The following is a 26,945-nucleotide window of genomic DNA, read 5'->3' as shown; positions in this document are numbered from 1 at the left end:
AAAGATTATATATGCAAGATATATTATATTAATGTGTTATTAACAATAGTACTAAATTATGGAGGTAGATTGAAAATGGAGAGTAAATATGTGAAAGTATCAAAGGAAAAACAAATGCAAGAAATTAGAATTATAGATTCGAAAATTAGCTTAAATGAAAAAAAAAATACTATAGGTATAACAATTATTTTAGCAATTATTTATGATGTTTTTTTTACTAGTAAACAAAAAGGTATTTCTATTCCTATTTTTTATATTATGTTTATGTGTTTTTTCTTATGGAGTATTAGGGAGAAGGTTTTATTTAAAAAAAATATTGGTTTAAATATAATTGTTCCTACATTACTGCTTACATTAAATTATTCTATTCATTCAAATATCATTTTAAACTATTTTAATACAATTATAATATTGGTACTTACGACTTTAAGTACTGTATTAATTAGATATGATAATTTAAAATGGAATTCTAAAATAATAATATTAAAAGCACTAAGCAGAGTAATTAAAGCTATTCCAGAAAATGCTTTAAAACCTTTTATATTTGTTAAACGAAGTATAAATATGAGAAATGCAGAAAAAAGATCTATGAACAGAAATATTTTAAGAGGACTGATTATTTCCATACCATTATTAATTGTTATTTTAATGTTATTAACGTCAGCAGATATGGTATTCAAGAATTATATAATAAATATTTCAAGTGTATTTGAGAATATAAAAGTATGGAAAATTATAAGTCATTTGTTAGTTATTATTATGGTATTCTTTATTATATTTTCATATATATGGAGTTTTAAATATAATGACGAAGAGGATACAGATATTAAAAAAAATGTTTTATGGGAACCAGTCACTGTATTAACAATTATATTTATGATAAATATAGTGTACCTTTTATTTTCAATAGTCCAGTTTACATATCTTTACGGTGGGGCTAGTAACTTTCTTCCACTTAAATTCACATATTCACAGTATGCAAGAAAAGGATTCTTTGAGCTTTTTATTGTTACGATAATTAATTTTACAATATTACTCTGTAGTATGAAATATATCAAAATTTATAACAAGGTTACAAATATAATATCTAATGTATTATTAACTTTACTTGTGGGCTTTACAGTTAATATGTTATTTTCAGCTCATTTTAAGATGTCTTTATATGAACAAATTTATGGATTCACATATTTAAGGATTTTTGTGCATATATTTATGCTTATGCTGTTTATGTTATTTATAGTAGCGCTAATTGGTATTTGGAATAGAAAAATGAAACTAAATAAGGTTTTAATAGTAGTTGTTTTGATTATGTATGTCTTATTAAACTTTGTAAATGTGGATAAAATCATTGCTGGAAAGAATATAGATATATATTATAAAACTCAGAGGATTGATGTTCTTTATTTGGAAACTTTATCCTATGACGCTATTCCAGAAATAGTAAGACTTAAAAATGATCCTAATATTAAAGTTGGAAGTGAAGTTAATAATTATTTAAAAAATGTTAAGAAGGATTTATCACAGAAGCGCTCTTGGTATGAATTTAATTATTCTAAATTTAAAGCTAGAAAGAGTATAAATTAATATATTTTGTTTTATTAATAAATTTCATTGTAGGATTATATTATTTCGATGTTATGTAGGCGATTGTTTTAGGGGAGGAAATGTATAATGAAAGAAAAAATAAAAATAAATCTGCTGGGTTTTTATGACTTAGTTTTAGCATTAGGTGCTATTTATATTGGAGGAATGATGATAAGTTCAAGCAGTGGAATTTTTACTGAGTATCCTAAAGAGTGGTTATCTAGAGTTCCTTTTGAAAATTGGATTGCTCCGGGTATTATAACAATTGTATTATTTGGACTGGGTAATATTATAGCCGCTATCTTAAGTTTTAAAAAAGGTAATAGTAAGTTTTGGGTTGTCTCAGCTATAATGGGTGGATTATTATTAATAAGCATTATTGCTCAAGTGATAGTTCTTGGGGAATGGTATGTGGCGACGGTTGAATTTTTGATTTTAAGTATAATTCAACTATGTTTGTGCAGAGCTGCATTTACAAGATAATAAAAAAATTTGGAGGTTACAGCATATCCAGAGGCCCAAATAGTAACCCCTGGATATGTTGAATTATATTTACAAGCTAGGCCTAAGACAGCTAAGGGCTATGCCTAATAGTGAAAGCAGACTACTTACTATTCCTGATGCTACTGATGTTGCTGTTTCAGATTCCATAGAGTAAAGTGCTTCTACGTTATCAGCAGTTAATGCAGTATTATATATAGATACATCGTCAAATTTAGCAGAAGATATATCTCTATCGCCCCAAATATTACCACTACCCACTCTAACATCTGTAATATTTGAAAGGAAATCTGATTCAAAACATTTTGTTAAATCCTTTAATGAAGAGCCAACTTCATTACCATTTAAATATACATGAATACCTGCTGAGTTAACTGTATAAGTTACATATTGCCATGTATTTGCTGTTAATCCTGTTGTAATATTTGTGGCATCTGCCCATGTTCCATTAGAATTAATTCTGCCAAATAAGTTTGCACTTATTCTTGTAATAGGAAATTTATTTTGACCTCCTGCGTTTCCTTCAAACAAGGCACTATGCTCTAAGTAATTAGGGTCCGTAGTATCTACATTTACCCACATACCTACTGTATAACCGTCCGTTGTTATTCCCTTAAAAGTATCACTTGGCAAAGCTAAATAATTAGTTTTTACTGCTTTATCAACATTTTTTATCTGAAGTACTTTACCCCTCTGATTATCTTCGAAAATTGATGCAGAACCAACTAATGTTGAATTTCCTGTTTTACTTCCACTATTTAAAACTTCAGTGCCTCCACTTGATATATTAAAGTCATATTTATAAGTCGGTGTCACATTAAGTTTATTAATTCTCCCCTTTACCTTCACCTTAAATTTTTTAGTAGTTACGACTTTTCCTTTAGATATTTGAGCTGTTAGTGTAACATCAACATCATTATCAAGCACATTTACTGTTCCTGTATTATCAAGAACACTAGGATTAGTTGAAGTCCATGAAATTTTTGTATCATAAACACCTGATTTAGGTAATGTTATATCTAATTTCGTGCTACTTGGAATCTTATCTTGTAAACGACTAGCTTCATACTTAACTGTTTGATTATCCGTTTCCATCTTACTACCCCAAATAGATTGGTTATTGCTACCAATAGCGCTGAATGTAATTATCTTTGAGTTAGATTTAGATTCATCATTTTGTTTAAAGAATACCCCTTTATAAGTTACTCCACCAATAAGCATCTTCATGTAATATGAGCCATTATTACTACTCCAAGTTCCTGTTACATCACCAGCTATAGTATTATTATTTTTTAAATTTACTGATAATGTACTGAGCATTGAAGCCCCGCTATTAGAAGTACCATGATTAATAAATTCATAAGTACCAGACATTTCATCCATTGAATACCCATTTTTAGAAATAATATCACCATTATATTCATAAGGTGCTTCTACAGGCCATCCATCTTCATTTTTGAACATTTGATGTACTCTTACTTCATGGTCTTCTGTACCATTATCGAATCTTGTGTGATAAATAAGGTACATTTGCTTATCTGAATCAATGAATGAAGAATTATGACCACAAGATCTGTATCCAACATCTAAACAACTAAATTTGTAATTGCCCATAAGTTTAATTCCAACTGAGGAATTATCCATTTGACTCTTTAATGCAGCATTATTTCCTGCGGCATCTATAAAAGGACCGTCTGGACTTTTTGATCTAAACATTCTTATATTATAACCACCTGTTGCACTTAACCCTGCATAAGTTACATATAAATAATAATATCCTGTACTATTATCATATACAACAAATGGCCCTTCACCTGAATTTGTATATCCACCAGCTATTTTTGTTCCAAAATATCTGTCAATAGTGTTTCCGCCTGACGAAGTTCCTTCCTTACCAGGATAAATTGCCTTACCGGTGGTGTCATCCATATCAAGTTCAAAAATTCCACCAGACCAAGAACCGTATACCATATGAAGTTTTCCATTAGCATCATAAAACAAAGCAGGATCTATTGCATTTGGAGAATTACTAGTATTGTAGGACCCATCACTTGTAAACCAATTAGGACTAGGACCTACTAATTTGCCATTATTTATAAGTTTTTGAATATTTGTATTAGTATATTTTGTATCAATTACACTATTAGTATCATGGGCAGTTTTTTTAGTAAAACCAGAATACATAATGGTATCCACGTAAGTATATGGCCCTTCAATCTTTTGGGATACAGCATATCCTATAGCTGAACGTTTATACGTAGAAGATGTACAATAATACATCATATACGCGCCTTTTGTTCCATTGCTGTTTACATAGTTCTCGTTTTTGAAAACAAATGGAGCCCATACGGAATGTCCGCCTAAACAGTCACCATCGTTTTCACCAGCCCAAGCAAAAGAACCAGTTAAATTTTTTGATAAATCTCCAAATAACACATTACTCGGAGTAGTGTAGCCATTAGTGAATTTAGTCCAATTTTTTAAATCTGTTGATTTTGCTGCCTCAATATGAGAACCGAAAACATAATATTTGTTGCCATCTTTTACAATAGAAGGATCATGGACAGACACCCTGGTTTTAGCTTCTTTTAATGTCCCTATATTATTTGTCTCAGATGCTAACACATCGCTTGGTGAAGTTAACATGGCGGCCATCATGCTCATTGTCATAAAACATGAGAACATTTTTTTAAATCGTTTACATTTCATTAAAAACCCCCCTACTTTTATTATATAATTGTATCAAGACTAATAAGTCTATATAAATATAAAACGTTTTATATTTATATAAAATAACTATATCACCACTTGTTCACAAAATCAACATGATTTTTAGTTAATTTTTACAATTTAAAACCTCTTACTTTATAATCAATTGATGCTAAAAAATAGGTATGTCATTTTATTTTAAGTTTGTAAAATAATAATGAAAAAAGGATATTTCCCGGGAATTTAAAGTTATAACCACATATTTTTAGCGAAAAAAACAGTAAGCCTTATTAATTAGACTTACTGTTTTCTTTATATGCTTTTTTATGACAAACTCAAAAAATGTTTTATTCTCTCGTTGTTAGGATTAGTAAATAAAACTTCCGGAGTGGAGTTTTCTAATATCTCTCCATTTTCCATAAATATAATTTTATCTGATATTTCTCTAGCAAATTGCATTTCGTGAGTAACTACTATTAAAGATATTTTATCCACTGCAAGAGACCTTATTACCTTTAATACTTCGCTTACAAGTTTAGGGTCTAATGCAGAGGTTGGCTCATCAAATAGAATTAAATCAGGATTCATAGCAAGGCACCTAGCGATAGCAATTCTCTGTTTTTGACCACCAGAGAGGGTGCAAGGATAAGCATCAATTTTATCCAATAAATCAACTTTTACAAGTAGTTTTTTTGCAATTTCTATAGCAGATTTTTTGTCTATATGATTTACTATAATAGGAGCTTCAATTATATTATCTAGCACAGTTTTGTGAGGGAATAAATTAAAGTTTTGAAATACCATACCTATTTTTTTATAAGCATTAATAACTTCGACATTATTAATTTTCTCTTGAGCCTTGGCAATAGTAACACCATTGAATTCTATAAGTCCACCATCCATATGTTCAAGGGAGCTTATGCATCTAAGTAGTGTACTTTTTCCAGAACCAGAGGGGCCGATAATTGATATTACCTCGCCTTTTTTTAGATTTAGGGATACATTTTTTAAAACCTGGTTCTCACCGTAACTTTTATTTATATTAGATATCTTAAGAAAATCCATATTAGCACCATCCTTCAATTCCGTTTTAGATTCTTCTTTGCTGACAATTATTTTTAAACGCAAAAAAAGTATATATTACGTATAATGCATTTGAATAAGCTTTAGAACTTCTTATTATATTTTAATTAGGCTACGTTAAGAAAAACATATGTTTGAGCGATAGCGAGTTTATGTTTTTTAGTAGCTTAATTAAAATATAATTAGTAGTTCTTAGTGAAATGAAAGTATTACTAGTAATATATACTTTTTTCTTTTATTCGTAAACTGAGTATTTCTTTTCAAGCTTTTTAAAAGCCATTACAACTACAGAAGTAAATATTAAATATATTATTGCGGCAATAATAAAAGGGGTAATTGTAAAATCTCGAGTTACAATTTCTCTAGCAGCTCTTAGTATATCTTGAAGTCCAATTGCAGCGAGTAAAGCTGTATCTTTTATTAGAGTAATTCCCTCATTACACATAGGTGGAATTATTCGTTTAAAAGCTTGGGGTAGTATTATTTTTGTCATAGTTTGTCTATAACTCATGCCTAATACTTTGGCGGCTTCATATTGTCCTTTATCTATAGATTGAATGCCGGATCTAAATATTTCAGTAAAATAAGCTCCGTAATTCAAAGAAAAGGTAAGAGCGGCGGCAACGAAAGGGGAAAGTTTTATTCCGATAATGGGTAGTCCAAAATATGTGAAAAAAAGTTGAAGAAGTAATGGGGTTCCCCTAAATAACCAAGTGTAAATGTCCACAGCTTTGTTAAGTAATTTTAAACTTGAAACTTTAATTAATGCACCTAGTATTCCAAGAGGTATAGAAAATATTATTGTTGCAACATATACCTCAATTGTAAGGAGACCCCCTTTTAGAATATAAGATGTAATGTCTATATAATTAGCCAAATATAACACTCCTTTAAAATAATCAATATTATTGTTAGTAACTCAAGCATCCTAAAGAAAGAATGCTTGAGTAGTAATTTATTTTTTGTAAATAATGTCTTTACCAAACCATTTTTTTGAAATAGTATTGGAAGTGCCATCTTTTTTTATTGCTTCTAGTTGTTTATTTATTTCTGTAGTAAGAGCTGTATCATTTTTCCTGATACCTACTCCATAATCTTCCACGCCTAGATTTTCATTAAGCACTTTATACATGCCAGGTTTTTTGCTAACATAGTATCTTCCGACTACCTCATCTACTACAACAGCATCGATACGCCCAGCTTTTAAATCGAGTAGTGCCTCTGTATTGTTTGAATATTTTTTAATTTCTTTTACTGATTTAGAAAGAGTAGTATCCTTAGCAAGTGCAGTTTCACTGCTACTTCCAAGTTGTAATCCTACAGTTTTATCAGTCAAAGTACTTTTTTTGGATATCGTTGATTTACTATTTACAATAATTATTTGTTTGTTTTGAACATATACGTTAGAAAAAGCAATTTGTTCTTTTCTTTTATCTGTTATGGTTAATCCATTCCATATAAGATCAATATCTTTATTGTTTAAACTCAATATAATGCCGTCCCATTCTACAGGTTTAAAGGTAACTTTAACACCCATTCGTTTGCCGACTTCTTTTGCAATGTCAATATCAAAACCTACTATTTGACCACTTTTATCTCTAAATCCCATTGGTGGAAAATTATCATCAAGACCAACCACTAGTTCTTTTTTAGCTTTTATATCTGTAAGTGAATTATCAGTTGTAGGGGTGTTTCCACATGCAGTTAAAATAACAGTTGAAAGTATTGCCATCGTTAATAATTTAAATTTAATTTTCATTTTGAACACTCCTTTATGATTCCTATTAATATCATTTTACTTTATCACGTTAACATTGTAAAGCGAAAATTGAAAATAGTTGTGTAAATATTTACTTGACACTAAAATAGCAAAGTGTTATTCTAAAATTGAAAATTGAATAGATCCTTCAGGGTAGGGTTAATTTCCCCACCGGCGGTATAGCCCGCGAGCCGAAAGGTAGATCTGGTAAAATTCCAGAGCCGACAGTAAAGTCTGGATGAGAGAAGGAGAACGATGATAGATATAAAAGATTTTTATTTATAAACTATATAAGGTAGTTATAAAAACACTTTTGTATTTTAATTCTAATATATTTAGTAAGCAGCATTTTATGATGTTTGATTAGATATATAATTAGCTTATTAAGCCCTGAAAACATTGTTTTCAGGGCTTTTATTATTTTATATGTTTTTATTTGACTAAAGTTATACATACTAAGAAAAGAAATATTTATGAAGAGAGATGTCATAATTATATAATTAGGAAGGTGATAATTTGGATAGTTATTATATGAGCAGAGCACTTGAGTTATCTAAGAAAGCATTAGGATTCGTAAACCCTAATCCACTGGTTGGTGCAGTTATTGTAAAAGATAATAGAATAATTGGTGAAGGATACCATGAACATTTTGGTGGGCCACATGCTGAAGTAAATGCTTTTGCAAATGCAAAAGAGGATGTGGAAGGTGCAACAATGTATGTAACACTAGAACCTTGTGCACACTATGGTAAAACACCACCTTGCGCAGAGGCTATTGTTAAAAATAAAATAGCTAAAGTTATAGTCGGGATGATAGATCCTAATCCACTAGTTGCAGGTAAAGGAGTAGAAATCCTTAGAAAAGCGGGTATAGAGGTTATTACAGGAATAATTGAGAATGAAATAAGAAAAACAAATGAAATATTTATAAAATATATAACAACGAAAAAACCATTTTGTATTATGAAAACTGCAATGACATTAGATGGTAAGATAGCAACAACAATTGGGGATTCAAAGTGGATAAGTAATGAAAAATCTAGAGCATCTGTGCATGAATTAAGGAATAGAGTAAGTGGAATTATGGTGGGAATTGGGACTGTTTTAAGTGACAATCCAGAGCTTACCACAAGAAGAGAAGGTAAAATAAGCACAAACCCAATAAGAATAATTATAGACAGCACAGCAAAAGTGCCTCTAGATTCGAAGGTATTAAAATGTGATGAAAAAACGAAAACTATTATTGTTACAACAAAGTTTGCAAGTGATACTAAAATCTGCGCTATTAAACAAAAGGGAGCTGAAGTTATCGTAACTCCTAGTGAAAATAAATGGGTTAATTTAAACTATTTGATGAAAGTACTTGGTGAGATGGGAATAGATAGTATTCTACTTGAGGGTGGAAGTACATTAAATTATTCTGCATTAGATGAGGGTATTGTTGATAAAGTTATTACTTTTATTTCCCCTAAAATATTTGGAGGAACTTCGGGTAAAACTACAGTAGGTGGAAAGGGAATCAATTTTGTAAAAGATTCTATTTTGCTGCAAGATACGAAGGTTACTAGATTCGACGAAGACATTATGATAGAAGCTTACGTCAAAAAGTAAATCATTAATTAATGGTTACAAGGGAGGTGAAATGATGTTTACAGGTTTAATCGAGGAAATTGGTGAGATAAAATCTATAGCAAAGGGGACTAAGTCTGCAAGAATTACTGTAAATGCAACAGAGATTATGAGTGGCATGAAAATTGGTGATAGTGTTTGCACTAATGGAGTGTGCCTTACCGTAACAGAATTTAATCAAAATAGCTTTAGCGTAGATGTAATGGCAGAGACTATGAGATGCAGTAATCTAGGAAGACTAAAACAAGGGTCAGGCGTTAATTTAGAAAGGGCACTTAGGGCTAGCGATAGACTGGGAGGTCATATAGTAAGTGGTCATATTGATGGACTCGGAACCGTTGTAGATTTATCAATTGAGGAAAATGCAACATGGGTGTCTGTGGAAACTTCTAGTGATATATTAAAGTATATTGTACATAAAGGATCAATAGCAATTGATGGTATTAGCTTAACTGTAGCATATGTAGATGAAAACATTTTTAAAGTATCAATTATACCTCATACAAAGGGTGAAACTACTTTAGTAACAAAGAAGATAGGGGAAGTGGTTAATTTAGAAAGTGATATGATGGCAAAATATGTTGAAAAATTATTACAATATAGAGAAACTCCAAAAGAAAAGAAATCTATTGGTATGGATTTCCTTGAGAAAAATGGATTTGTTTAAAATTTTATTAGGATAGAGATAGTTAATATTACAGTATTGAAAATGATAGCAGCATTGAAAATGATAGCAGCATTGAAAATGATAGCAGCATTGAAAATGATAGCAGCATTGAAAATGATAGCAGCATTGAAAATGATAGCAGCATTGAAAATGATGAATAAGGGGTGGAGAAATGTATAAATTTAGTACTATTGAAGAAGCTTTAGAGGATATTAAAAATGGAAAAATGGTTGTTGTTGTAGATGATGAGGACAGAGAAAATGAAGGAGATATAATAATAGCTGCCGAAAAAGCTACTCAGGCAAATATAAACTTTATGGCAAAATATGCACGTGGACTTATATGTATGCCTATAGTTAAAGAAAGATTAGATAAACTTAATATAAATCCTATGGTAGTAAACAATACTGATGTACATGGAACAGCTTTTTCTGTGTCAATTGATATTACAACTGCGACTACTGGTATATCTGCAGCAGAAAGAGCAACTACTATATTAAAGGTAATAGACCCCGATTCAACAGCAAAAGATTTTAATAGCCCAGGTCATGTATTTCCATTAGCATCTAAAAAGGGTGGAGTACTAGAGAGAGGTGGTCATACAGAAGCGGCAGTGGATTTAGCAAGAATGGCTGGCTTATATCCTGCAGGCGTAATTTGCGAAATAATGAATGAAGATGGATCAATGGCTAGGGTTCCACAGCTTATGGATTATGTGAAAATACATGATTTAAAGATAATTACTATAGTTGACTTAATTGCTTATAGAAGAAAAACTGAATGCCTTGTAGAAATGGTTACGCAGGCAGAAATGCCAACTAGATATGGACAATTCACTATTTATGGATTTGTAAATAAGATAAATGGAGAACATCATGTAGCATTAGTTAAAGGCGACGTAAAAAGCAGTGAATCAGTACTTGTTAGGGTACATTCTGAATGTCTTACTGGTGATGCATTAGGATCTATGAGATGTGATTGCGGGGAACAATATGATGCAGCAATGAAAGCTATATCAAAAGAGGATAATGGAATCATGCTTTACATGAGGCAAGAAGGACGTGGAATAGGATTAATAAATAAGTTAAGGGCATATAATCTTCAAGATAAAGGAATGGATACTGCAGAAGCGAATTTAGCTTTAGGATTCCCAGTTGATATGAGAGATTATGGAATTGGAACACAAATATTGGAACTTTTAGGTGCTACAAAGATAAGACTTATGACTAATAATCCTAAGAAAATAACTGGTATTTCAGGTTATGGTATTGATATAGTTGAAAGAGTACCTATTGTTATGAATCATAATGAAAAAGATGAATTTTATTTAAGAACTAAAAAAGAAAAAATGGGTCATTTATATTAGGAGTTAAATAAATATAATATTAAAATAAGAAATAAGTTAAAACATAATATATAAAATAATAAATTAATCGGAGGAATAAAGATGAAAGTATATGAAGGTAAATTAGTAGCACAAGGTTTGAAATTCGGAATTATCGTAGCAAGATTTAATGAATTCATAGGTGGAAAATTATTATCAGGTGCATTAGATGGCTTAAAACGTCATGGCGTAGAGGAAGAAGAAGTTGAAATTGCATGGGTTCCTGGTGCTTTTGAAATTCCTTTAGTTGCAAAAAAAATGGCTAAGTCTGGTAAGTATGATGCTGTAATATGTTTAGGAGCAGTAATAAGGGGAGCTACATCTCATTATGAATATGTATCTGGTGAGGTTACTAAGGGAATTGCAAGTGTAACACTTGAGACTGGAGTTCCAGTTATTTTTGGTGTACTTACTACTGAAAATATTGAGCAGGCTATTGAAAGAGCTGGCACTAAGGCAGGTAACAAAGGTTATGATGCTGCAGTAACTGCAATAGAAATGGCGAATTTATTAAAAGAAATATAAGGTAAAAGTATGAAATTTCTCCTATGACCTTGCAAACGAACTTGAAACTAGGAAATTTGGTTAAGTAATTCTAATCATTTGCAAATATAATATTATCTAACGCTCACATTCGGCGTCCTGCCTCAGGTTCGCTAGCTTGCCGTCCTGGCAAGCTTACGATAATTTTATATAGGCAAATGAAGAATTACTAAATCAAATTTCAATAGCTTCTGCGTCTCGTATAGCAAGTTCTTCGGAGAAATTACATACTAAATTATCAGTCACTGTTTGTATCCCGGTGAGTCTTACGAGAATTTTATATTCGTAAAAAAAGAATTTCTAAATTGAATTTCAATAGCTTCTACATTTCATAGTGCAAGTCTTTTGGAGAAATTACATGCTAAATTCTCAGTCAGTGGTTGTATCGCTGGAAAGATTACGAGGATTTTACATTCGCAAATGAAGAATTACTAAATCAAATTTCAATAGCTTCTGCGTCTCGTATAGCAAGTTCTTCGGAGAAATTACATACTAAATTATCAGTCATTGTTTGTATCCCTGTGAGTCTCACGAGAATTTCATATACGTAAAAGAAGAATTTCTAAATGAAAATTTAATAGTTACTGCACTTCTATTGCAAGTCACTTGGAGAAAATACATACTGAAATTTTCAGTCATTGCTTGTATCGCTGGAAAGATTACGAGAATTTTATATTCGTAAAAAAAGAATTTCTAAATTGAATTTCAATAGGTTCTATATTTCATAGTGCAAGCCCTTCGGAGAAATTACATACTTGAAATAAATACGATTTTAAACAGGTATCAAAAATATTCTTAGGGGTACATAACATTGTTATGTACCCCTAAGTTGATTTGAAGTATCTGTATATCTATAATATACTACCTTGAATTTTGAAATTAGACTTAAATTATTTATTCCATTTTTAAAAATATATACACAAGATTCCCAATAATGATATAATTTAACTAATATATATGGAGGTGCGACTTTTGGTTAAAAAGAAATATACTATAAACTTAGCTTTGATTCTAAGTTTATGCCTTAATTTTATGCTTTTTTTTAGGGGTATTTTTGATAATAGTCCTAAATCTGCAATGTTTTCTATTCTTTATGACTTAGTATGCCTTGTTATACTCGTAGCGACAGTAGTATCTTTTTATGTGCAGGTTAAAGAGGGAAAAAGGAATTAAGTTAGAGAAGCAATTTTTATATATTTTTGTTGAATAATTGAATAATTATAGTGATATGCTGTATGATTAGATAAGGTTACTCAAAAATACAAAATTTAGGGGGGGTGGCTGTTTTGAAAAAGAGGTTTATACTTATTGTAATTAGTGTTTGGTTAATTTTTTTACTTACTGCATGTGCAAAACAAGAGAGTAAACAAATGGTAACGCCATTTGAGAATATTCCAATAGCCTCAGCTAAAAGTATTGAATTTTCAAATTACACTATAAGAAGTGAAAATAAAGAATTAGGTAGAATAAAAACAGTTACAAAAAAACAAGATATGGAAAGTATAGTGAAGTATATTAAGACACTAAGTTGTACAGAAGGTAATCAAGAAGTAAATAATGGTGATTATGATATTCGGTTAAGAGATGACACGGGTAAATATATATATTCAATTCAAGTATCTAAAAATCAGTTATGTTTGTATGAAAGGGGTACAGACACTGCTATATCTGTGTACGACTATAAAGACGCAAAACTTATTAATGAATTGGAGAGAGTATACAAGGATATAAATTATAAGGAAGTATTTATGATGAGAAAATAACTTATGAATTAAGAGAAGTCATTTAGCTTCTCTTAAAAATTATTAATTGTTTAGCAACGTATTAGTGAACTTTCATTGCAAAGTTATTCTGGATGACATACTTTGTTTCTTCCAGAATGTTTAGCAGCGTATAATGCAGTATCAGCCTCATGAACTAGGTTTTCTAAATTGTTTACGTTATCGGGGTAGGTGGCAGAGCCTATGGAAACACATATATTAATTTTAGTTTCATCTGGGAGAATAAATTCATTGAGTTCAACGTCTGATCTTAGGCGCTCTGCAACTTCCATGGATTGATTGGTTGGACAATCATGTAATATAACAGAAAATTCTTCGCCTCCTATTCTAGATACAACATCAAAACTTCTAGAAGAGGTAGATAATACAATCCCTAATTGTTTTAATACGGCATCACCAGCCAAATGACCATAAGTGTCATTTACTTTTTTAAAAAAATCTATGTCTATTATAAGAATAGATAAGTGTTCGTTTCTATTTCTAACATTTAAAAAAGATGTATTTAGGGCATTATCATATTGTCTAACGTTACTTAAGCCAGTAAGAAAATCTATAGTTGACTCATGTTCTAATCTATCAAGTAATTTGATTGAAATATTCATGTAGTTTGAAATATAATATGCTAGAGTTCCAATAATTATAGAAGCTATCCAAAAATAAATAAGAGTATTGCGAAGTATTATTGAATTTTTAATAATTAATAAGAATGTAGAAGTAATAAATAAGGAGCTTATAATGTTCATATACATCCATTTTCTAAATCCTTTTAAATTCATCCTTGATATAATAGCACAAGCAATTGCAACATTAAGCATATTAATAGATGCTATTATAGCGGGGGTACTAACGCCAAAGTAGCTAATCCTAAATAGTGCAATGGTGATGCCAGCAATAATTGAGGCAAATCCACCACCATAAAAAGCTGCAAGTAGTATTGGAATATGTCGAAGATCCATAATAACTTTAGGGTTAATGTGGATGGTAAATAACATTAATATAATACCTAGGACTCCTTGAGTTAGTCCAAATAAAAATTTGTATTTATATGATATTGATAAGCTTAAAATTTCATTTTTAAATATTTGGCTAATTATAAAAATAAAAGAGATTAGTATTGTCGAATTAATAAATAAATCTTTTAACATAATATAACTCCTTTTAAAATAAAATATAGTTTGATAATTCCAAAAAATAAAATACTACTATATAATATTATATAGTAGTATTTTGGTGAAATAAAGTATATTTTATCGAAAATAAAGAAAAAGTTATATGTGGATATGTTCTGGAAGCAGCCTATAAACAACATCTTTTCTTTCTACCATTATATTAATCTTCTCTTTTAACTCCTTATTGTCTAGAATATTTATTAGAAGTTCTTTGGTAGGGTTTACAGCTACAGGGTGACGAATTAATTTTAACATGGTGAAATCTCCTGAAGTATCTCCGTAAGCATAACTTTTATTCAAATCAATATTATATTTATCCACAAAGTATTCTATTGAAGCTTTTTTACTAACGCTGTCCCACATAGGAACAATGCCACCAGTATACATATTATGTTCGTTCAATTCATATTTTGTTCCTACGTAATCATCAAATCCATATTTTATAGACATTTCACGTACAAGCTCGATGGGACTACCTGATATGGTGATAATTATATGGCCTTGACTCTTATGCCACTTAATTCTATCACGAGTATAGGTATAAACCCTGTCTCCTTTTTGTTTTATAATTTGACTAGCGATAAACTCAATTTGAGACCTATGAAGTCCAATTATAGCCTCGGTATAAATATCAGCCATTTTAAGTAGGTAATTATCATAATTTCCTATTCGTTTATCCCATTTAACATAATAGGGTTTTACTTCTTTGTACCATTTATCATTTTCTATTAGTTCGCTTTTAATTAATTTTTTGAATACCTCTGTCATTAAACTTTCCCTATAAAGGGTGCCATCAATATCAAAAAAAGCAGCTATTTTCTTTTCCAAAGGGATCACCTCCAACATCAGTATAATAAAATATAGTAATTATGTTACAAGAATGCTTATAATTTTCTATTTCAAAGATATTATTCTTTTTTCAGTTATTATCAAATTAAGCGGCACATCATACTCATCAGTTGGAACTTTATCAATTATTTGATAGTCATAAGCTATGCCAATAGCAATCGTGTCCTTTGCTTTCATAGATAGAAATCTATCATAATAACCAGCACCGAAACCAATTCTATTGCAATCTTCGTCAAATACTACACCAGGAACTATTATTAAATCTATATTTTCAATATTTGCCTTCATTAATATATCATATTTTGGCTCCATAATACCAAAGGTAGATTTAGAAAGATCATTTGTAAGGTTATTTATTATAAAAGGTACTATTTTATGACTGGATTTTATGCAATATGGTGCAATCACCGTTTTATTATTGTTAAGACACCACGTAGCAAGATTGTATGTATCCACTTCATTATTAAAACTCATGTACAACATTATATTTTTGCAATTTATAAATTGCGGTAAGCTGATAATTGTGTCCATAATTTTCAAACTAAAAGCGGATACACTTTGATCAGTCATATTTTTTCTTATAATGAGCATATTTTTTCTTAAATTATTCTTAAGGGTATCTTTCATAAGTACCTCCCATAAATTAGTACATTATATATATAGAAAAATGATACTTCAAAAAAACTTAAATTCTGTAAATTTTTTATCAGTATAACACATGTTTTTTATATATGCAATTTATAACATCTTATGGCAGTGAAAGGATTAAACAGTATAAGGATATTAGAAATAGTAAAGGAAAATTTAATATAATACTTAGTGTTAAATCCATATATTACAAGCTAAGGTGGGGAGTTTATTTGAATTATGTTTATGGTATAATATATTTAAAGACAAGTTTGAGGCGGTGAGTTAACATAAAAAAATTACATAAAATTAGTTGTTTGCTTTTACTATTAATTATTCCAACATTCTTAATATCTTGTGCAACAAATGATGAACCGGTTGAAAAAGAAACATATATGATGGGGACAATTATGAACTTTAAGATATATGGTAAAAATGCGGAAACAGCAACAGCATTGGTTTTAAAAAGAATAAGTAATATAGAAAGTAAAATGTCTGTTAACGTTAAAACTTCTGAAATTTCTAAATTAAATGCGAAAGCTGGAATTTCAGGACAAAAACTTAGTGAAGACACATATTCGGTAATAGAAAAATCAGTTCAATACAGTAAATTAACTGGTGGTGCCCTTGATGTAACAATAGAGCCAATTGTAGGGCTTTGGGGTATAGGAACAGATAAGGAGAGAGTACCTTCGAAAACTGAAATTGATGATAAATTAAAGTTAGTTAATTATAAAGACATTGTTTTAGATAAGAAAAATTTGACGGTTAAATTAAAACGAAAGAATCAAGCTATAGACCTCGGCGCTATAGCAAAGGGATATACTGCTGATGAGGTTAAAAAGGTTTTATTAAACAATAAAATTAGTAGTGCTATTATAAATTTAGGTGGTAATGTTTATACTATAGGAAGCAATCCCGATGGTAAAGATTGGAATGTGGGGATACAAAATCCATTAAGTACACGTGGTGAATACTTGGGAACGATTAGTGTTACTGATAAATCAATAGTTACATCAGGTAACTATGAAAGATTTTTTATAAAGGATGGCATAAGGTATCATCACATATTTGATCCAAAGACTGGATATCCAGCTCAGCAAAGTCTTATAAGTACAACTATAGTATCAGATAAGTCAGTGGATGGAGATGCACTGTCTACAAGTACTTATATCATGGGGCTCGATAAAGGTCTTAAATTGGTAGAGTCTATTAAAGGTGTAGAGGCTATTTTTGTAACAAAGGATAAAAAAGTATACATTACTCCAGGACTTAAAGACAATTTTAAATTAACAAGTAAGGAGTTTACTTATGAAAAAGGGCGATAAGATAGTTGGAATAATACTTTTGATTATTGTGTTAATAACAATAGGTGCTACTTTAATATACAAAAACTCAATTAAAGGTTCAGAAAATATTGCAGTTATTAAGCGTGCAGGCACGGTAATTAAAACTATTGATTTAAGTAAGGTAGTAGAGCCACAAGAGTTCACTTTAAAAACGGATAATGGTCATTATAATGTTATAGCAGTTAAGCATAATAGTATTAGTGTAAAAGATGCCGATTGTCCTCACAAGGAATGTGTAAAAAGTGGTTGGATTTCAAAGCCGGGTGAGATAATTGTATGTTTACCTTATAAACTTATAATTAATATTCAGGCAGAAAAAAATGATGGCATAGATGGTGGGACATTTTAAAATTAAAAAGATGTAGGTGTAAATATGACAAAGACAAAAAGAATGGTTTTGCTTAGTACATTAGTTGCAATAGCTTTAGTTATTTATTTAATAGAGGCTCAGATACCGGTGTTATTTCCAGGTATAAAATTAGGTCTTGCTAATTCAATATCCTTAGTTGCATTGATTTTACTTGGATGGAGAGAGGCATTTCTAATAATGTTTTTAAGAACCTTATTAGGTTCTATATTTGGAGGAGGTATGCCAGCATTTATGTTTAGTCTTGCTGGAGGAATACTTAGTAATATAATAATGATACTACTTTATAAGTATCTAAAAAAATACATAAGTATACCTACAATTAGTGTTTGTGGGGCTGTATTTCATAATATAGGCCAGTTACTAGTAGCAGGATTTATAATTAATGACTTAAGAATATATGTGTATTTACCGGTGTTATTAATTGCAGCGATTGTTACAGGATACTTTATTGGGATTTTATCTAGTATATTAATAAGTAGATTAGAAAAAATATTGCCGCGTTTATAAATGTTGATAAAGTATGAAATTTCTCATGTGTGCCTATCAATAAGAATTCAAAACAAAAAATTCTATTAAGAAATTCTAATCTTTTGCTTATATAAAATTCTCTAACGCGAACACTCAGCGTCCTGCTTCGGGTTCACTAGACTGCCGTCCTGGCAGTCTTACGAGAATTTTATATCTGCAAAAGAAGAATTACTAAACAGAATTTTAATTGTTTTTTCATTTCTTATTGCAAGTCACTACTGAGAAATATAATACTTACAATAAATCTATTATGATAAAATTTCGTAGCGGATTGTGTTAGGAGAATACAACAATTATTATTTGTTATGTTTCAATTTGTATTCAACAAAAGAGATACTAAATTAAATTTTAGTATCTCTTTTGTTAAATATATTTTAATGATTTCTTTTATAAGTTTATTTATGTTAATATGTATATTACTTCCCATACCAATATATTTGATTGAAAAATCTTGGGCTTAATATGGTATAATTATTATTGATGAATAAACTATATTTACAAGGAAATACAATTGAAAAGGTTAGGTGAATATGGAAAAGAATAGTTTGAATAATTTAGAAATTAATAACGTAAATTTGGAGATTAATGAAGATATAATAAGCAGTTTAAAAACAGAAATATATAAAAGGGATGGTTTTAAATATAATTCTAATGTTGTTACTGTCCCTAATTACTTTTATAGGTTTATTGGTATAAAAAATAGTGAGAAAGAGTATTATGAAAATCTATATAGGTTAGACAAGGAGTTAAGGCAGGTTGGGTCATCTTATATTAAATTTAGTGAAGGCTTGGATAAAGACATTAGTATAAGGTTGCAAAATGTATTGAATGATATCTGGGTAAAGGTATTTTCGACGCAAGTTTTAGATGTTTCTTTAATTATAAATTTAATAAGTGATAATGGATTTTTCCCTCAGCTTTCTAATAAAGTAATGCTCCAGCAAATTAAGAATAATTTAAAGGGTCTTATAGAATATTATATTAAGAGTAATGAGTTAATTGATAATGATGATATTAAATTAATTGTAAATTATAATATGCATTGGTTATACACTTATTCTAAAGAGTTATTCGAAAATTTCGATTATACTAGGATTAATCCAAAGATAATTTTTTATGGTGATATTTCAAAAGCAGAGGTATTTTATTTAATATTATTATCAACACTCGGTTGTGATATTTTATATTTTAATCCGAAAAATTCTGGATTATTTAAGGAAATTGATAAATTTAATTCTTTTTCCAGGGAGATTGTTTATAATTTTAAGGCGGAAATAAAACCTTTCCCGAGTAATAGTGAGGATAGAATTAAGACAACTGCATTTAGTGCGAGGGAGGAGCTTGATAAGACTTTATATACAGATGATTCTGGGTTTTACAGACCTTGGCAGTTTGCAGATTATAATGTGGAGGCAGTTACCCTTAATACTACCTATGAGGAAATATATATATGGATTAAGGAAAAAGCAAACATAAGGGAAGGGTTTAATGTTAAAGGGTCAACTGTGGTTATACCAAATATTTTCTCTAAAATTTGTGGCATACATGAAAACATTGATATCTATTGGAAAGAGATTAACGGGGTAATAACCCAGAAGTTTACTAAATTCTATAATGAATTACCTATAATGGATGCTGTACATTTAGAATATGGAAAGTTTGATCAAGTATATCCCAATAATGTTTTTTCAAAGTTTAATACTACGGAAATGATTAATTCATCTTGGTGGAAATATAAGGATCTTAGGTCTGGACTTCAGAGGAATATGGCAGAAAAAATTAAAGATTTGTGCCTTAATCCTATAATAAAAAATGTTGAACATGAAGACTTAAGGGATTTACAAGTAGATATTTTTTCAGTCTTAATAAACTTAGATAAGAAAATTTTAGAACTCTTGCAATCATTTGATTACCCAGAAGAGGTTCCAAAGATTGTAATTTATAATAATGAAGAAGATGGGAATTTATCTTTTGAAGACTGTATTATGCTTTCTTTTATGGATTCTATGGGGGTAGATATTATTATTTATAATCCTTCAGGATATAATGACATAGAAAATTTTATTGATCCTGAGCAGTACGACATTCATCGGCTTGAGAATGTTAGTTTTAAGTTGTATTTTAAAAAAAATGTTGATAAGAAAAAAGGATTTTTTAAAAATTTATTCAATAATTTATAGATTTATTTATAAAATTAAATCTTTAAGTAAGATATATGGTATAAAAATAAGTCCCAATATATAAAAGGAGTGAAATTATGGAAAAAGTTGATCAAATACTTACAATAGAGGATGAGAGCATTGGAAATGATTTAATAGAGAAAAGGACCATGAGTATAAGTGAACAGCTTAAAACATCGCCAGAAGTGATTCAAATTGCATCTAAAATTAATATTAAAGATGCAAATGCTGTATTAGAATTTGGTAATGAACCAGCACTTCAAATATCAAAATTTGCCGATCAAATATTAAATTCTATCAAGACCAATAGCATTGAAAATTCGGGTGTTATGATAAAGGAACTTACAAGTATAATGAAAAAGTTTGATAAACAAGATTTTGAGGAAGAAAAAACTGGATTTTTTGCTAAGTTATTTAGTAAACCAAGTCAGGCAATTGACAAAATGATGGGAAAATATAAAACCATTGGTGGAGAGATAGACAAGATTTATACTCAGCTTAGTGTATATAAGAAGGAAATAAATAGTTCTAATTTATTGCTTGAAAACTTGTATAATCAAAACTTTGAGTATTATGGAGAATTAGAGAAATATATCACTGCAGGTAATATGGTCGTCCAAAAGTATGAGAGCGAGGATATTCCAAAACTTGAATCACTAGCTGCAAATGGTGAACAAATAAATGTGATAAATTATCAAAATGCTAAAGAAACTGTTGAAATGTTAAAACAAAGGATATATGATTTGGAAATGGCCAAGATGGTGTCACTACAGACTGCTCCTCAAATTAAAATGATTCAAAGGGGAAATTATAAATTGATATCAAAAGTACATTCTGCTTTTATAATAACTATCCCTGTATTTAAAAATGGAATAATTCAAGCTATTGCTCTAAAAAAGCAAAGATTGGTATCAGATTCACTTGCAGAGCTTGATAGAACTACTAATGAATTATTAATGAAAAATGCTGAAAATATAAGAATGCAAAGTGTTGATATAGCAAAACTTGCAGGAGGAACAAGCGTAAAAATTGAAACACTCGAGAAAACTTGGAATACTATTATGCAGGGTATTGAGGAAACAAAGAGCATTGAAGATGAAAATAAAAAATTAAGAGAAGTTGGAATAGTAAAAATACATGAGATGACAGAAAAAATAAAACAGAAATCCTTAAGTTAAGGGTATGAAATATAGGGAAGTAAGACACACAAGACGAAAAATTTGAAGGTGATTATGTGGACTTGTTTGAATTACAAGCAGAAAAAAACTTATTAAAAGAAGCACCCCTTGCAGAAAGGTTAAAACCTGGCAAATTAGAAGATTATGTTGGTCAAGAGCATATTTTAGGTAAGGGAAAACTTTTATGGAGAGCTATAAAAGCTGATAAAATAACCTCTTTACTACTTTATGGGCCACCAGGTACTGGTAAAACTAGTTTAGCTAAGGTTATTGCAAATTCTACAAAATCTAATTTTGTTAGACTTAATGCAGTAACGGATGGATTAAAGGAATTAAGAGAAGTGGTAACTCAGGCTAAGAATAATTTAGGAATGTATAATGTTAAAACAATATTATTTATAGATGAGATTCATAGATTTAATAAAGCACAACAGGATGCGTTATTGCCGTTCGTTGAGAAGGGTACATTAATTTTAATTGGAGCGACCACAGAGAATCCATACTATGAAGTTAATAATGCATTAATATCTAGGTCTATGTTGTTTAAACTAGAACCATTAAATGAAAAGAATATTAAATGTATTATCTCAAGGGCGCTTGTTGATAAACAGTCAGGCTTTGGGAATACTAATATTTGTTTGAAAGAAGATGCTATAAATTACATTGCTAGCATGGCGAATGGTGATGCAAGACGTGCACTTAATGCCCTGGAATTATCGGTACTAACAACGGATAGAGATATTGATGGAATTATAAACATAACACTTGAGGTTGCAGAGGAATGTATGCAAAAGAAACATATACAATATGATAAGAATAGAGATGAACATTACGATGTAATATCTGCTTTTATCAAAAGTATGAGGGGTTCTGATCCAGATGCTGCCGTGCATTATCTTGCTAGAATGATATATGCCGGAGAAGATCCTAAATTCATTGCAAGGAGAATTGTAATAGCTGCATCTGAGGATGTTGGGAATGCAGATCCAATTGCTATGGTAGTTGCAAATAATGCAGCGCAGGCAGTTCAGTTTGTAGGAATGCCAGAAGCTAGAATAATACTTGCACAAGCTGCAATATATGTAGCATCAGCGCCGAAGAGTAATGCCTCTTATATGGCTATTAATAATGCGCTTAAGGATATAGGAGAGAAAAACATAGGAAGTATACCTTCTTATTTAAGGGACCAAAACTATAAGGGGGCAAAGAAGCTGGGGGCTGGAGTAGGATATCTGTATCCACATTCCTATGAAGGAAATTATGTAAAACAGCAATATTTGCCGGATGAGCTACTTGAGACCTGCTATTATAAGCCTTCTGAAAATGGACATGAGAAAAAAATTAAAGATCGACTTATTATGTTAAAAAATAGAGAAAATTAATAGGTAAATAGTTGTTTAAAAAATGTTTTTACACACAAAAAAAGTATATATTACGCGTATTGCAATACGCGTAATATATATTTTTTTACTTCATATTAATAAATTTTTCTATATCTAACTCAATAAGTTTTAGAGAACTTCTCCAAAAATCAATAGAATGAAGATCTATATTCATTATTTTTGCCACGTCTACTAAATCGTTTTTCCCAGTAGCTGAAAGTAAAGCATCGTAATCATGAATAAATGAGTCTCCTGCTTTTAGATACTTTGCATATAAACCTTTTGAGAACAATAAACCAAAGGCATAAGGAAAGTTGTAGAAATTACTGGAAGCATCGTAATAGTGAGGTTTACATATCCACATATATGGATGTAAAAAGTTTTCATCAAGACTCGAGCCATAAGCATCCTTTTGAGCTTTAATCATAATGTCTTTTAATTCATTTACAGAGAGCGAACTATGCTCGCGACGTTTAAAAAGTTCACTTTCAAATAAATAACGACTTAAAATATCTACAATAACTTGCGCATTACTAGATATATCATTTTCTAGTATTACAAATGATTCTTCACTCGTGGCACTCTCGATTGCCGCATTACTTATAATTGTTTCACAAAATATTGAGGCAGTCTCAGCAATCGGCATAGGATAATCACTGTTTAATGCTGATTCATTAGATAAACATAAACCGTGATAGCCGTGACCGAGTTCATGAGCAAGAGTTGAAACGTCGTTAAAACTCCCTGTGAAGTTAGACAAAATTCTGCTCTCTTTAATGCTATGTAAATTTTCACAAAATGCACCACCTACTTTACCTTCCTTTGGAGTAGAGTCAATCCAGTTATGCTCAAAGGCATTGTCAGCATAATTTGCCAGCTTATCACTAAAGGCTCTAAAGTTTTTAACTATGAACACTCTTGCCTCGTCTAAGGTAAAGTGCATATTTACGTTTCCGACTGGTGCAAATAATTCATAAAAAGGAAGACCATTCGAATGTCCTAATAGTTCGGCTTTCTTTTTAAAATATTTTTGAAACGAAGGAATGCTTTCCATCATAACGCTTAGCATAACGTCTAAAGTTTCCTTATCCATTCTAGAATCTTCAAGTGTATTTTGGAGAACTGATTCATATCCACGAGCATAACTTAATGTAATAACTTCACCTTTAATGGAGTTTAAGGCGGAAGCTGAGGATTCTGCTATTTTATCATAAGCTCTAAGTTCTGATTCATAGGCATTTTTGCGTATACTTTTATCATTATCATAGGCCATATTTCTAACCATAGATAGCGGAAGTTTTTTAGCTTCACCGTTTATATTAATATCAACTATTAGATTTGAGGATAATACGTTTTGAAGTCTAGACCAGGCGTCCGATCCACTATTTTTCATTTTAGCCATGAGTTGTTCTTCAACATCACTAAGCAAAAACTTGGCGTTTTTAGCTAAGTTTTTTAAATAATAATTATGTGATTTTAAAAGAGGGGAATCTTCAATTAAAGAATCCAAATCTTCTATTGAATTTAACCATTTTGAAAATATAGTAGAGGGTTTAGCTAGCTCAGACATTTTAAAAGCTATTCTTTCTGATATCTTGTTTGCAACTTCATTTTTTGTATCCACACTTGTGGATAACTCTGCATAATTATAAAGTTTATTAACAAGGTCATTAAATTCATTTTCAAAATTAATATAAGTTTCAATTTTTTCTTTAGGATTGTTTGAAGTTTTACAATTTTCTAGTGTCCATTTTTTTATATATTCTATAGAATTTTCAAAAGAAACCATATCGTCCTTAAATTTTTTGCTCTTAAATGACGTGTAGAGCTCGTTTAAACTCCAGTTCATATCCATATCAATTCCTCCAGTTACATAGTTTTGTATATGAAATATATTATATCACAGTTTGTAAAATAAATATCCAAGAGCAAAATGGATATTTATTTTAGTATATGACCGAAAAATAAGGTTAAAAAAAAAGCAGGAGTTATCCTACTTTTTACTTGAAAAAACATTTTTTGCAATAGTTAAAATATCTACTATGTATACTAAATATTTTTGAAAAGATTCTGTTGACTTAAGTGCACTGGCGGTTTTCTCAACGACTACTTCAGTAACATCTTTTACATTGTCAGTTATCTCAAACCAATTTTTAAATGTTTTTGGAAGTACTGATATTATCTCTTCAATATCATCTTCATTCCTCTTAATAATTGAATTTACACTTGTTATAGTTTTAATAAGCTTTAATAATCCTACTATAAGTATAATTAAAATTATTATACCAAGAAAAATTAATAAACCTTCACCTAATTTAAAAAAATCCACATACATAATAGCACCACTATTCCTTATTAAATTTGGTTATTTCTTATTTTTCTTATCAGATACATCAGCTTTTTCAATGATTTCAGATATATCTTCTATAGTATCTTTTGTTTCAGTAATTACATCTGAAACTTTATCTTGAGTTGTTGCTTTTTTTTCATTCAAATATTCTGAAATTTTTGCTTTAGCATCAACTATACCGTCTTTAGCATCACTAACTTTATTGTCAATAGTTCCTTTAAGTACTATACTTTTTTCTTTGATATTGTTTTTAAGTTCTTTTGATGAATTGGCAATATCTTTTCTAGTTTCTTTACCAGATTTAGGTGAAAAAAGTAAACCTCCGATTATACCGCTAAGACTTCCAGCTGCGGCACCAAAAATTACCTTTTTCGCTGTTCTTATTTTTTCTTTTCTTTGTATTTCTTTTTTGCGGGCTTTAAACCAATTTGAAAACATCATAATTTTTTCCTCCTTTAAAGTTAAAAATCTTATGTACATGTTATATATTATACATTATATGCGAATTAATGTCAATATTACAAAGAAAAATGTAGAAAAATAATATTAACAAGCAAATTATAGAAAAAATATATTTTGGAATATAAATATTATTAAAAAAATATAATAATATTTTTGTGTGCGTCGCTATAGTACTTATATAAAAACTTTTCGTTTCCTTAAAACACCGATTATGATTAATGCGAAACATCCTCCAATAAGTGCAGTTATAAGCTGAGGTATTCCCATAGTAATTACTAGTTTGTTAACTATTTTCGTAGGTATGTTTAGTTCAAATAATGGGATAAGTTTTGAGGCTGAAATAGATAAGAATATGTATTTTACAAATGATCCAATTATAACTCCTAAATATTGTCCATATTTACCTCGATTACTTAAAATTATAAAACTAAGTACAAATAATATGTTGGAAGTAATTATAAAGGGAATGAAAGGTCCTAAAGCACTAGCAAGTTGACCTGTTAGATAGGCTAGTAGAGGGGTCAAAGAACCTACTAGTATTCCATAAGTACAACCACAAATTATAGCTGTGAGTATAAGGATAGCATTAACGGCTGGACCAACAAAAAACTGGCTTATCCCTGGAAAGCTTTTTCCAACTACTTGAAATACTATAGCAAGCGCAAGAAAAAGGCTTGATTTTATTAAATCATTAACATTTCTATGTTTCATAATATCCACTCCTAATTGTTTTACAAATTAATTATACCATAATATGCAATAAATTTTAATGTAATTAATCTACTATTAATGAAGGTATTCAAAAAAAACGATGGAAGAATAAGAATAATATATATAAAGTCTTATTATTGTAACATTTGT

26 protein-coding genes and 1 riboswitch are annotated in these 26,945 nt (G+C 29.9%); of the genes, 15 read left to right on the top strand and 11 right to left on the bottom strand.

What is annotated here, in order from left to right; translation table 11 throughout:
* Positions 1-75 precede the first annotated feature (75 nt).
* Both KPL44_RS13085 and KPL44_RS13080 read left to right on the top strand, forming a co-directional pair.
* The gene (locus KPL44_RS13085) at positions 76-1,584 is read left to right on the top strand and encodes a DUF4153 domain-containing protein (protein ID WP_216250938.1); all 1,509 of its coding nucleotides are present in this window, start codon (positions 76-78) and stop codon (positions 1,582-1,584) included.
* An 87-nt stretch (positions 1,585-1,671) separates the two neighbouring features.
* Positions 1,672-2,067 (top strand): hypothetical protein, encoded by a 396-nt coding sequence (locus KPL44_RS13080; RefSeq protein ID WP_216250936.1) that lies wholly within the window; start codon positions 1,672-1,674, stop codon positions 2,065-2,067.
* Positions 2,068-2,136: 69 nt separating this feature from the next.
* Here KPL44_RS13080 and KPL44_RS13075 read toward each other — a convergent pair whose 3' ends face one another.
* The 4 genes from KPL44_RS13075 to KPL44_RS13060 form a co-directional block, all read right to left on the bottom strand.
* Positions 2,137-4,794, bottom strand: a complete 2,658-nt coding sequence (locus KPL44_RS13075; RefSeq protein ID WP_216250933.1) for a family 43 glycosylhydrolase — start codon at positions 4,792-4,794, stop codon at positions 2,137-2,139.
* Between the two features lie 324 nt (positions 4,795-5,118).
* Positions 5,119-5,859, bottom strand: coding sequence for an amino acid ABC transporter ATP-binding protein (locus KPL44_RS13070; protein ID WP_216251098.1), 741 nt, complete (start codon positions 5,857-5,859; stop codon positions 5,119-5,121).
* Between the two features lie 253 nt (positions 5,860-6,112).
* Positions 6,113-6,754, bottom strand: coding sequence for an amino acid ABC transporter permease (locus KPL44_RS13065; RefSeq protein WP_152753206.1), 642 nt, complete (start codon positions 6,752-6,754; stop codon positions 6,113-6,115).
* Positions 6,755-6,832: 78 nt separating this feature from the next.
* Positions 6,833-7,645 carry an amino acid ABC transporter substrate-binding protein gene (locus tag KPL44_RS13060; protein ID WP_216250931.1) on the bottom strand — a complete coding sequence of 271 codons (813 nt, stop codon included), beginning with the start codon at positions 7,643-7,645 and terminating at the stop codon, positions 6,833-6,835.
* A 131-nt stretch (positions 7,646-7,776) separates the two neighbouring features.
* Positions 7,777-7,890: riboswitch (FMN riboswitch) on the top strand.
* A gap of 262 nt (positions 7,891-8,152) precedes the next feature.
* Between KPL44_RS13060 and ribD the strand changes: the two genes are divergently transcribed.
* From ribD to KPL44_RS13025, 7 genes are all read left to right on the top strand, one after another.
* Positions 8,153-9,247, top strand: coding sequence for a bifunctional diaminohydroxyphosphoribosylaminopyrimidine deaminase/5-amino-6-(5-phosphoribosylamino)uracil reductase RibD (gene ribD / locus KPL44_RS13055; RefSeq protein ID WP_216250930.1), 1,095 nt, complete (start codon positions 8,153-8,155; stop codon positions 9,245-9,247).
* 34 nt (positions 9,248-9,281) lie between these two features.
* Positions 9,282-9,932: a riboflavin synthase gene (locus KPL44_RS13050; RefSeq protein WP_216250927.1), complete on the top strand. Its 651-nt coding sequence runs from the start codon at positions 9,282-9,284 to the stop codon at positions 9,930-9,932.
* A gap of 36 nt (positions 9,933-9,968) precedes the next feature.
* A complete protein-coding gene (locus KPL44_RS13045; RefSeq protein ID WP_253201758.1) occupies positions 9,969-10,112 on the top strand; it encodes a hypothetical protein in 144 nt (47 codons plus the stop codon).
* On the top strand, positions 10,105-11,298 hold the full coding sequence (locus KPL44_RS13040) for a bifunctional 3,4-dihydroxy-2-butanone-4-phosphate synthase/GTP cyclohydrolase II (protein ID WP_216250924.1): 1,194 nt from the start codon (positions 10,105-10,107) through the stop codon (positions 11,296-11,298). The genes KPL44_RS13045 and KPL44_RS13040 overlap by 8 nt, the downstream gene beginning before the upstream one ends.
* 81 nt (positions 11,299-11,379) lie before the next feature.
* Entirely contained in the window at positions 11,380-11,841 is a 462-nt protein-coding gene (ribH, locus tag KPL44_RS13035) for a 6,7-dimethyl-8-ribityllumazine synthase (RefSeq protein ID WP_216109154.1), read from the top strand.
* 990 nt (positions 11,842-12,831) lie between these two features.
* Positions 12,832-13,032: a hypothetical protein gene (locus KPL44_RS13030; protein ID WP_216250920.1), complete on the top strand. Its 201-nt coding sequence runs from the start codon at positions 12,832-12,834 to the stop codon at positions 13,030-13,032.
* Positions 13,033-13,145: 113 nt separating this feature from the next.
* Positions 13,146-13,622 carry a hypothetical protein gene (locus KPL44_RS13025; protein WP_216250918.1) on the top strand — a complete coding sequence of 159 codons (477 nt, stop codon included), beginning with the start codon at positions 13,146-13,148 and terminating at the stop codon, positions 13,620-13,622.
* 83 nt (positions 13,623-13,705) lie between these two features.
* Here the strand turns inward: KPL44_RS13025 and KPL44_RS13020 are convergent, their stop codons facing one another.
* From KPL44_RS13020 to KPL44_RS13010, 3 genes are all read right to left on the bottom strand, one after another.
* Complete coding sequence (locus tag KPL44_RS13020) at positions 13,706-14,785, bottom strand: GGDEF domain-containing protein (RefSeq protein WP_216250915.1); 1,080 nt, start codon at positions 14,783-14,785, stop codon at positions 13,706-13,708.
* Positions 14,786-14,908: 123 nt separating this feature from the next.
* On the bottom strand, positions 14,909-15,655 hold the full coding sequence (locus KPL44_RS13015; protein ID WP_216250913.1) for an HAD-IB family hydrolase: 747 nt from the start codon (positions 15,653-15,655) through the stop codon (positions 14,909-14,911).
* Positions 15,656-15,703: 48 nt separating this feature from the next.
* Complete coding sequence (locus KPL44_RS13010; RefSeq protein ID WP_216250910.1) at positions 15,704-16,285, bottom strand: 5-formyltetrahydrofolate cyclo-ligase; 582 nt, start codon at positions 16,283-16,285, stop codon at positions 15,704-15,706.
* Between the two features lie 317 nt (positions 16,286-16,602).
* Between KPL44_RS13010 and KPL44_RS13005 the strand changes: the two genes are divergently transcribed.
* From KPL44_RS13005 to KPL44_RS12980, 6 genes are all read left to right on the top strand, one after another.
* Positions 16,603-17,613, top strand: coding sequence for an FAD:protein FMN transferase (locus tag KPL44_RS13005; protein ID WP_253201757.1), 1,011 nt, complete (start codon positions 16,603-16,605; stop codon positions 17,611-17,613).
* Complete coding sequence (locus tag KPL44_RS13000) at positions 17,597-17,983, top strand: NusG domain II-containing protein (protein WP_216250908.1); 387 nt, start codon at positions 17,597-17,599, stop codon at positions 17,981-17,983. Before KPL44_RS13005 ends, KPL44_RS13000 begins: the two co-directional genes overlap by 17 nt.
* 24 nt (positions 17,984-18,007) lie before the next feature.
* Positions 18,008-18,511 carry a Gx transporter family protein gene (locus KPL44_RS12995; RefSeq protein ID WP_152753184.1) on the top strand — a complete coding sequence of 168 codons (504 nt, stop codon included), beginning with the start codon at positions 18,008-18,010 and terminating at the stop codon, positions 18,509-18,511.
* A 551-nt stretch (positions 18,512-19,062) separates the two neighbouring features.
* Positions 19,063-20,712, top strand: a complete 1,650-nt coding sequence (locus KPL44_RS12990; protein WP_216250906.1) for a YceG family protein — start codon at positions 19,063-19,065, stop codon at positions 20,710-20,712.
* A gap of 77 nt (positions 20,713-20,789) precedes the next feature.
* A complete protein-coding gene (locus KPL44_RS12985) occupies positions 20,790-21,890 on the top strand; it encodes a toxic anion resistance protein (RefSeq protein WP_216250904.1) in 1,101 nt (366 codons plus the stop codon).
* A 56-nt stretch (positions 21,891-21,946) separates the two neighbouring features.
* Positions 21,947-23,272: a replication-associated recombination protein A gene (locus KPL44_RS12980; protein ID WP_216250902.1), complete on the top strand. Its 1,326-nt coding sequence runs from the start codon at positions 21,947-21,949 to the stop codon at positions 23,270-23,272.
* 85 nt (positions 23,273-23,357) lie between these two features.
* Here KPL44_RS12980 and KPL44_RS12975 read toward each other — a convergent pair whose 3' ends face one another.
* From KPL44_RS12975 to KPL44_RS12960, 4 genes are all read right to left on the bottom strand, one after another.
* Complete coding sequence (locus KPL44_RS12975) at positions 23,358-25,127, bottom strand: M3 family oligoendopeptidase (protein ID WP_216250901.1); 1,770 nt, start codon at positions 25,125-25,127, stop codon at positions 23,358-23,360.
* Between the two features lie 138 nt (positions 25,128-25,265).
* On the bottom strand, positions 25,266-25,607 hold the full coding sequence (locus tag KPL44_RS12970) for a hypothetical protein (RefSeq protein ID WP_216250898.1): 342 nt from the start codon (positions 25,605-25,607) through the stop codon (positions 25,266-25,268).
* Between the two features lie 30 nt (positions 25,608-25,637).
* Positions 25,638-26,063: a YtxH domain-containing protein gene (locus KPL44_RS12965; protein WP_216250895.1), complete on the bottom strand. Its 426-nt coding sequence runs from the start codon at positions 26,061-26,063 to the stop codon at positions 25,638-25,640.
* Positions 26,064-26,258: 195 nt separating this feature from the next.
* Positions 26,259-26,795 carry an ECF transporter S component gene (locus KPL44_RS12960; protein WP_216250892.1) on the bottom strand — a complete coding sequence of 179 codons (537 nt, stop codon included), beginning with the start codon at positions 26,793-26,795 and terminating at the stop codon, positions 26,259-26,261.
* Positions 26,796-26,945: the final 150 nt, after the last annotated feature.

The organism is Clostridium sp. DSM 17811, from assembly GCF_018861905.1.
Lineage (GTDB): Bacteria > Bacillota > Clostridia > Clostridiales > Clostridiaceae > Clostridium_AD > Clostridium_AD frigoriphilum.
Note: the sequence above shows the minus strand (reverse complement) of the source record. Positions and strands in the feature narration are given on the sequence as shown.

What these genes read in the sequence shown, in the direction of transcription:
- KPL44_RS13085 (WP_216250938.1), top strand. Translation starts at nt 76, where the DNA reads ATGGAGAGTAAATATGTGAAAGTATCAAAGGAAAAACAAATGCAAGAA.
- KPL44_RS13080 (WP_216250936.1), top strand. Translation starts at nt 1,672, where the DNA reads ATGAAAGAAAAAATAAAAATAAATCTGCTGGGTTTTTATGACTTAGTT.
- KPL44_RS13075 (WP_216250933.1), bottom strand. Translation starts at nt 4,794, where the DNA reads ATGAAATGTAAACGATTTAAAAAAATGTTCTCATGTTTTATGACAATG.
- KPL44_RS13070 (WP_216251098.1), bottom strand. Translation starts at nt 5,859, where the DNA reads ATGGATTTTCTTAAGATATCTAATATAAATAAAAGTTACGGTGAGAAC.
- KPL44_RS13050 (WP_216250927.1), top strand. Translation starts at nt 9,282, where the DNA reads ATGTTTACAGGTTTAATCGAGGAAATTGGTGAGATAAAATCTATAGCA.
- KPL44_RS13040 (WP_216250924.1), top strand. Translation starts at nt 10,105, where the DNA reads ATGTATAAATTTAGTACTATTGAAGAAGCTTTAGAGGATATTAAAAAT.
- ribH (WP_216109154.1), top strand. Translation starts at nt 11,380, where the DNA reads ATGAAAGTATATGAAGGTAAATTAGTAGCACAAGGTTTGAAATTCGGA.
- KPL44_RS13020 (WP_216250915.1), bottom strand. Translation starts at nt 14,785, where the DNA reads ATGTTAAAAGATTTATTTATTAATTCGACAATACTAATCTCTTTTATT.
- KPL44_RS13015 (WP_216250913.1), bottom strand. Translation starts at nt 15,655, where the DNA reads ATGTTGGAGGTGATCCCTTTGGAAAAGAAAATAGCTGCTTTTTTTGAT.
- KPL44_RS13010 (WP_216250910.1), bottom strand. Translation starts at nt 16,285, where the DNA reads ATGAAAGATACCCTTAAGAATAATTTAAGAAAAAATATGCTCATTATA.
- KPL44_RS13000 (WP_216250908.1), top strand. Translation starts at nt 17,597, where the DNA reads ATGAAAAAGGGCGATAAGATAGTTGGAATAATACTTTTGATTATTGTG.
- KPL44_RS12995 (WP_152753184.1), top strand. Translation starts at nt 18,008, where the DNA reads ATGACAAAGACAAAAAGAATGGTTTTGCTTAGTACATTAGTTGCAATA.
- KPL44_RS12990 (WP_216250906.1), top strand. Translation starts at nt 19,063, where the DNA reads ATGGAAAAGAATAGTTTGAATAATTTAGAAATTAATAACGTAAATTTG.
- KPL44_RS12985 (WP_216250904.1), top strand. Translation starts at nt 20,790, where the DNA reads ATGGAAAAAGTTGATCAAATACTTACAATAGAGGATGAGAGCATTGGA.
- KPL44_RS12975 (WP_216250901.1), bottom strand. Translation starts at nt 25,127, where the DNA reads ATGGATATGAACTGGAGTTTAAACGAGCTCTACACGTCATTTAAGAGC.
- KPL44_RS12970 (WP_216250898.1), bottom strand. Translation starts at nt 25,607, where the DNA reads ATGTATGTGGATTTTTTTAAATTAGGTGAAGGTTTATTAATTTTTCTT.
- KPL44_RS12965 (WP_216250895.1), bottom strand. Translation starts at nt 26,063, where the DNA reads ATGATGTTTTCAAATTGGTTTAAAGCCCGCAAAAAAGAAATACAAAGA.
- KPL44_RS12960 (WP_216250892.1), bottom strand. Translation starts at nt 26,795, where the DNA reads ATGAAACATAGAAATGTTAATGATTTAATAAAATCAAGCCTTTTTCTT.